The sequence below is a fragment of the Deltaproteobacteria bacterium genome, from assembly GCA_016183235.1.
Classification (GTDB): domain Bacteria; phylum UBA10199; class UBA10199; order DSSB01; family JACPFA01; genus JACPFA01.
This window is the reverse complement of the sequence record JACPFA010000002.1, coordinates 1-6,934: the sequence shown is the minus strand read 5'-3', so window position 1 is coordinate 6,934 and position 6,934 is coordinate 1. Positions and strand designations below refer to the sequence as shown.

The 6,934-nt window shown below is 41.9% G+C and carries 7 protein-coding genes and 1 pseudogene; all 8 read left to right on the top strand.

What is annotated here, in order from left to right:
- Positions 1-1,078: LamG domain-containing protein (locus HYU97_00360; protein ID MBI2335204.1), on the top strand; the 1,078-nt coding region annotated here is incomplete at its 5' end.
- Between the two features lie 67 nt (positions 1,079-1,145).
- Positions 1,146-2,507: an ATP-binding protein gene (locus HYU97_00355; protein MBI2335203.1), complete on the top strand. Its 1,362-nt coding sequence runs from the start codon at positions 1,146-1,148 to the stop codon at positions 2,505-2,507.
- Positions 2,508-2,635: 128 nt separating this feature from the next.
- A complete protein-coding gene (locus tag HYU97_00350) occupies positions 2,636-2,908 on the top strand; it encodes a type II toxin-antitoxin system Phd/YefM family antitoxin (protein MBI2335202.1) in 273 nt (90 codons plus the stop codon).
- Complete coding sequence (locus HYU97_00345) at positions 2,896-3,306, top strand: type II toxin-antitoxin system VapC family toxin (protein ID MBI2335201.1); 411 nt, start codon at positions 2,896-2,898, stop codon at positions 3,304-3,306. Before HYU97_00350 ends, HYU97_00345 begins: the two co-directional genes overlap by 13 nt.
- A gap of 109 nt (positions 3,307-3,415) precedes the next feature.
- Positions 3,416-3,511: a hypothetical protein gene (locus HYU97_00340; GenBank protein MBI2335200.1), complete on the top strand. Its 96-nt coding sequence runs from the start codon at positions 3,416-3,418 to the stop codon at positions 3,509-3,511.
- Positions 3,508-3,609 (top strand): annotated as a pseudogene (locus HYU97_00335) (IS200/IS605 family transposase). The gene HYU97_00340 and the pseudogene HYU97_00335 overlap by 4 nt, the downstream one beginning before the upstream one ends.
- Positions 3,610-3,639: 30 nt before the next feature.
- Positions 3,640-5,592 (top strand): hypothetical protein, encoded by a 1,953-nt coding sequence (locus tag HYU97_00330; GenBank protein MBI2335199.1) that lies wholly within the window; start codon positions 3,640-3,642, stop codon positions 5,590-5,592.
- The gene (locus HYU97_00325; protein MBI2335198.1) at positions 5,589-6,605 is read left to right on the top strand and encodes a virulence RhuM family protein; all 1,017 of its coding nucleotides are present in this window, start codon (positions 5,589-5,591) and stop codon (positions 6,603-6,605) included. The genes HYU97_00330 and HYU97_00325 overlap by 4 nt, the downstream gene beginning before the upstream one ends.
- Positions 6,606-6,934 lie beyond the last annotated feature (329 nt).

Genomic DNA, 6,934 nt, shown 5'->3' with positions numbered 1-6,934 from the left:
TACGTTAAAAGCGAGTCGTTTGGCGACCACCGAAGAAAAATGCGATAAACAATGTGATGTGGCACAAGACTTCACCCCTACGATTATGGCATTCGATGGGGATGTGCCACGTTATGGAGTAGACACAACAGAGTCATTCACTTTACCGGGAAATAATTCAAAGGAATACCGGGTTAGAGCAATTGAATTAGATAATAATGGCCAAGAGACCACAACGATACCGATTGATGAAAAGAAATCCGGTGGGGAAAGTCTTCCTTTATCCAATTTAAAACCACGCAAAGACTACAAATTCAAGGTCGAAGAAACCAGTGGTGCTCAAATTCTCAATACTTTAGAAAAAATCGTAACCACCGGTGATACTGGGTTGGTGCTATGGCTACGCTTCAACGAAGATCCCAGCAAGAGCATCATGTGCGAAGGCGACGACAATCCAAGCAAAACCATTTGCGACTACAGCGGCAACAGCAACCATGGCATTCCACAAGGCGGGCCGCAGTGGCTTGAGCCCCCACAATCCGGGATTCTAGATGGTGCTTTTAAATTTGATGGAACCAATGACCAAGTGTTGATTGATAACGTGTCAGCCTTAAATCCTGATTCGGTTTCTGTAATTGCAGTTGTTACCAATATCGATAAATATTCTGAGCAGCAACTTGTTGATAAAAGACTTGATGGTGCCACTTATAATTTACGCCTTGCAGGAGATGGATTCTATCCATTGTATGTTCAGTTTGTGATCCTTAGTAGTGTGCAGGATTATTACCATATGACCAGCGACCGGTTGATTAATAACGATATTCCATATCATATTGCGGGCACTTTTGATCATGCTACGGGTGAGGTTGGAATATATTTAAATGGAGAACCAGTGACAACCTATTTAGATTTGGTGCCTGTAGACACCATTGGGCAAATTGACCGAAGTGTCAAATCAACGAGCAAGTTATTTATTGGAAATAATTCCTATGGCAATGCCAACTATTTTAGCGGAAATATGAGCGAAATTTTCATCTTTGACCGCCCGCTCTCTGCCGAAGAAGTAAACAAATATTACCTTTCCACCAGTGGCGACTAACCCAAACATAGTATTCTTTTGTCATTTTTAGCTTGAAAAGAAGGTATGCTTTTGTCATAATTTGCCTATGTTTAATAGAAAAATAGAAGCCGAACTGCACAATTGGAAGAATAAACAAAGGAGAAAGCCTCTCATTATCAGGGGTGCAAGGCAAACAGGCAAGACCACACTTATCAGAAAATTTGCGCGTCAATTTAAAAATTTTGTAGAATTGAATTTAGAAAAAGATTCAACATCAAAAATTTTTGCTAACATTAGAGACGCCAAGGAAACCATACAAAGCATCGAAGGAATTGTAAATCGAAGGATCATTCCTGGCGAAACGCTTCTTTTTCTAGACGAAATACAAAATTCAATCTCTGCCATAAAAATGCTTCGTTATTTTTATGAAGAAATGCCTGGTCTTCATATTATAAGCGCCGGTTCGCTTCTTGAAGTTCGAATGAAAAAAGAAGGCTGGTCTTTTCCTGTTGGAAGAGTGGAATTTTTGTATTTATACCCAGTCTCATTTTATGAATTTTTATCAGCGATTGGAGAGGATATCATTTTGGGATCTGTGTTAAAATGCGATCTGAATTTCCCATTACTAAAGCCATTGCATGATAAACTGCTTAGTTTGCTGGCGGATTATATGTTTGTCGGCGGCATGCCGGAAGCTGTCAATCAATACATTTCAGATCGCAATTTGCTATCCGTAAGAAAATACCATGGGACTCTATTTTCATCTTTTAAAGAAGATTTTGCAAAATACTCTAGCACCTCCGAAGTTGAATACTTAAAGCTGGTTTGGGATAAACTTCCCTTTGAAACCGGCAAACGTATTAAATATTCAAAACTTGCTGGTTCAAGCGCAAAGTCACGTGACATTTCAAAGGCATTCGATATTTTACATGAAGCCATGCTCGTTGAACGAATATTCCCCACCACATGCACAATGCCACCTCTTATAAAAAAAGAAAAGTCTGCACCGAAATCAATTTTTTTAGATATCGGGCTTTGCACCTATGTTGCAAATCTTACCAAAGACCAAATTTCTGAAAGGTTAATGTCTCCGATGTTTGGCGGAGGTTTGTTTGAAGAGTTTGTCGGGCAGGAATTTCTGGCAGACGACTCCAGCAACAGAAAATCTTTTTATTTCTGGGTTCGTGAAGAAAAGGGAACATCTTCTGAATTGGATTTTTTATTGCAGTCGGGTGAAGAGATTGTGCCAGTTGAAATAAAATCAGGTAGCCATGGTTCGCTAAAATCACTGCACCAGTTTTTGGCAAGAAGTTCAAGAAATCTCGGCGTGCGCATCTGGAGCGGACAACTGATGAAAGAAAACCACAAAGTCATTTTACACAACGGGAAAAGTCTGCAATACGAGCTTTTATCATTACCATTTTATCTGGTACCCAGGTTGAAGGAGTTCGTGTTGTTGCATGGGTGACCCCTACGGAAAATATTGATGCCTTGACATCATTAGCACAAAAACCCCCATGAGCCATAAAAAGTCTTGAATAATCATGTCCTATATGTATAATATGACTATATCTGATTAATAGGTGAAAATAAGTTATGCGTGAAGTGAGTTCAACCGAATTAGCCAGGCAACTCAGCCAAGTGCTTGACCTCGTTGAATCAAAAGGCGAGGAGATTGTCATTGTTAGAAATAAACAGCGGATTGCCCGTATCCTTCCTGGGCCTGTCCGCATGACCGCGTTAGAAGCACTTTCGGATCTTTATCGTACCCTTCCTGAACAGGCTGCCAAGGGTTGGGTCAAAGAAAGTCGCCATTCTTCCCTCGGTAAACAAAATTTAAACCTCCTAAAAAACCCATGGGATATTTAATTGATACCTGCATTTGGGTTGATGTTGAGCAAGGTGCCCTTGCAGCTGCCGATATTGCAGTTTACACTAAAAATGAACCTGTATTTATCTCCCCCGTCACCTTGGCTGAATTAAAATTTGGGGCAGAAATTACTAAACAACCTGATCTTAAACAAAAAAGACTTTCAGCCGTAAGCCGACTGATTCACAAACCTATTCTACGAATTGATGAAATGACAGGTATTATTTTTGGCACTTTATCGGCAGAGCTTAAAAAAACAGGCCGTGGCCACGAATTTCGTATTCAAGATTTGTGGATAGCAAGCCAGTGCGTGCAACATGGCATCAAGCTTATGACCCATAATCTAAAAGATTTTAAAGATATCCCTGGCCTAGAAATGGTCATTATTCGTAAATAGCTTGTTTGGATGGTATGAGACAAATTATTACCGGGAGCGTTGGGAGTGACCATGTGCATCTATTAGTATCAATTTCTCCACATCTGGTGGTGATCGGCTTGTTCAATACATGAAGGGGACGACGTCAAGGAAGTTACAACAGGGATTTTCGGAATTGTGGAAGCGGTATTGGGGTCAGCCCTTGTGGGCGAGAGGGTTTTTGTAGTGACGAGTGGGAATGTGACCGATGAAGTATGGATGGAGTACATTCGCAACCAGCGTGAAGAGGAGAAAGCGGACGATTTCAAGATAGTAGCTGCGTGAATCGGATGCAGGTTTAGCAAAACTTTAAAAATGACTGATTTAGAAACACAATTAAAGAAAGCCATAGAAGAATGTGTCCAGTTGCGAACTGAGAATGCCGCTTTGCGTCTGCAATTAGGAATTCAACCCGAAGTTGCCGATAAAAATACAGACGACAAACAATCTGCTGCACACAATACTTTATCGATAGAACAAAAAATCTCTTTGTTTCGCTCTTACTTTCGCGGTCGCGAAGATGTTTATGCTCTTCGCTGGGAAGGCAAAGACGGCAAAAAGGGTTATTCGCCCGCTTGTTCCCATGATTGGGGTTGTCCCGCTTGCTCTCATGATCGAAAAGCTAAGCGTTCACGATGTGAAAACAGAAAATTTCACACGCTTGCCGATCAAGCCATTCATGACCATCTTTCTGGAAAAACCACTGTTGGACTTTATCCTCTTTTGGCCGATGAAACTTGCTGGTTCCTTGCTGTCGATTTCGATAAGGCAAATTGGCTGGAGGATGTGCGTTCTTTTATTTCATCCTGCAAAGAACTTAACATGAGTTGTCTCTTGGAGCGATCACGATCCGGTAAAGGTGGACATGTTTGGATATTCTTTAAAAATCCAATTGCTGCATCTCTGGCAAGACGACTCGGAAGTTTTCTGCTGACGAAAGCAATGGAAAAGCGACATCAAGTCGGTTTGGATTCGTATGATCGCTTGTTTCCTAATCAAGATACCATGCCCAAGGGCGGTTTCGGTAATTTGATTGCACTGCCTCTGCAACGAGAACCAAGAAGCCATGGCAACAGCGTTTTTATTGATGAGAATGGCAATATCCATGAAGACCAGTGGGCTGTTTTAGCCAATGCAAAAAAAATCAGTGCGAATCAGATTCATCAAATTCTCGCACAGGTTCAGTTTCACACCGAGGTTGGCAATATTCCATTGGTTAGCGAAGAAAATGAAAAGCCAATCAAACCATGGGAAATTACATCTGAGAAAAGTACTCCCAAAAAAATCAATGGGCCATTCCCTGAAAAGGTCAAAGTTGTCATGGCGAATATGGTCTATGTTGAAAAACATGGCCTGCTGACAGCTATGCTCAATCGGCTGTTGCGCATCGCAGCTTTTCAAAATCCCGAATTTTACCGCGCCCAAGCCATGCGTCTTTCTACCTATGACAAACCAAGAATTATTTCTTGCGGACAAGATTTTCCGGATCATATTGCGGTTCCTCGTGGATGTTTGAATGAAGTTCTGGCTCTGCTCAAAGAGCACGATATCAAACCAGAGCTGGTTGATGGACGTTTCGCTCGTTTCAAGGCCACGGCAAAACAGCAATCAGAATTGAATCAGTTTGAGCATGTTGTGCTGCCACGATACACAGGCTTCGCTCTGCCGGAAACAAATCAAAAATTTTCGATTCAGGAAATTTACGGGTTATTGGTACAAGATCAAAATAGAAATGATCTCATTTTCAATGATCTTCTCAAAACCTTAGAATCAAAGCGTTCGCCACTGGTTTTAACAGAACGAACCGAACATCTCGACTATCTCGAAAGCCGGCTCAAAAAATTTGCCAAGAACGTGTTTGTTTTGCGTGGCGGTATGGGCAAAAAACAGCGGCAAGAACTTCAAGAACAAATCGCCAATCTCCCCGACTCAGAGGAACGAGTAATACTGGCAACAGGTCGCTACATCGGTGAAGGTTTTGATGACAGCCGTCTCGACACTTTATTTTTGGTCATCCCGATTTCGTGGAAAGGGACACTGCAACAATATGTGGGACGCCTGCATCGTTCGCATGATGGCAAAAAACTTTTGCAGGTTTACGATTACGTCGACCATCAGGTTCCGATGCTCAGAAAAATGTTTGAACGTAGACTGACTGGCTACAAGACCATTGGGTATTCGTCACAAAATATTTCCCCGCCCAACCAAGCTATGAGCTTTGGACTCAAAATACCTGAACTGGCGTATCAGATGGAGCAGACAACATGACAAAGAAAACCGACAGTCAAGAAAGATCACAAATTATTCTGTACCAAACAGAAGATGGAAAAATGAAAGTCCAAGTCAAAATGGATGGGGAGACAGTGTGGCTTTCTCAAAAGCAAATGGGAGCACTTTTTGATTGTAGTTCCGATAATATCGGATTGCATCTGAAAAATATCTTTAAAAGTTCAGAGTTAACTGAAAAATCAGTTACCGAGGATTTCTCGGTAACTGCCAATGATGGTAAAACTTATCAGGTCAAGCATTATAACCTCGATGCCATAATTTCCGTAGGCTATCGTGTGAATTCTCTTCGTGGCACACAATTTCGTATATGGGCAACGCAGCGTTTGCGAGAATACATTGTAAAAGGATTTACGTTGGATGACGAACGCCTTAAACAAGGGGGCCACAAATCTCGCTTTTTTGAAGAACTCTTGGAGCGGATACGGGATATTCGTTCAAGCGAGAGGATGCTGTATCAGAAAGTGACCGATATCTACGCAACCAGCATTGACTATCGTAAAGATGCCAAGGAAACAGATAAGTTTTTCAAAACGGTTCAAAACAAAATGCACTTTGCCGTCAGTGGAAAAACTGCCGCAGAACTGATTGCCGAACGCGTTGACAGTAAAAAGCCGCTGGTGGGGCTTACCAATTTTTCGGGTTTGCGGCTAATTCAACGCGATATCTACATCGCGAAAAATTATTTGAACGAAACCGAACTTGAAATGCTCAATCGTATCGTCGATGCCTATTTGTCATTTGCCGAGATTCAAGCCAAGAGTGAACACGCCATGACCATGAAGGACTGGATCAGCAAGCTTGATGAGTACCTGACCCTTTTGGGAAAAGGCGTTTTAATGAATGCTGGCAGTGTGAGCGCGGAAGCTGCGGGAGAGAAGGCGTTAAAAGAATATGAAAAATATCGCCAAGAGCAGGATAAAAAATATATTTCAGATTTTGATCGTGAGGTGAAAAAGCTCACCGATAAGCCAACGAAGCCAAGGAAAAAATGAACAGAAGTCATCAGATCGCCTGAATGCAAATCACGCCAACCCTTTTCGAAGTCTATCTCAAGTGTCCCACAAAACGTGTTTCTCAGATAAAATTATTTCCTGTTATCTAAATCCCCCGTGCCTTTTTATGCATTGATGAAATTAAAAGCTGGGCTTCTGTAATAACGGTCTCACCCGGGGGTCGTTTGTTATGTAAGCGATCACCAAACCCACCCTACACCTTACCTTAAAATCTTGGAATCAATTTTGTGGGGCACGAGTTTTTCGATTTGATCGGCGGTTTGGCATCGGGGCAGTTCAGTCAGCAAGTGCCTCATGTAGGCATAGGG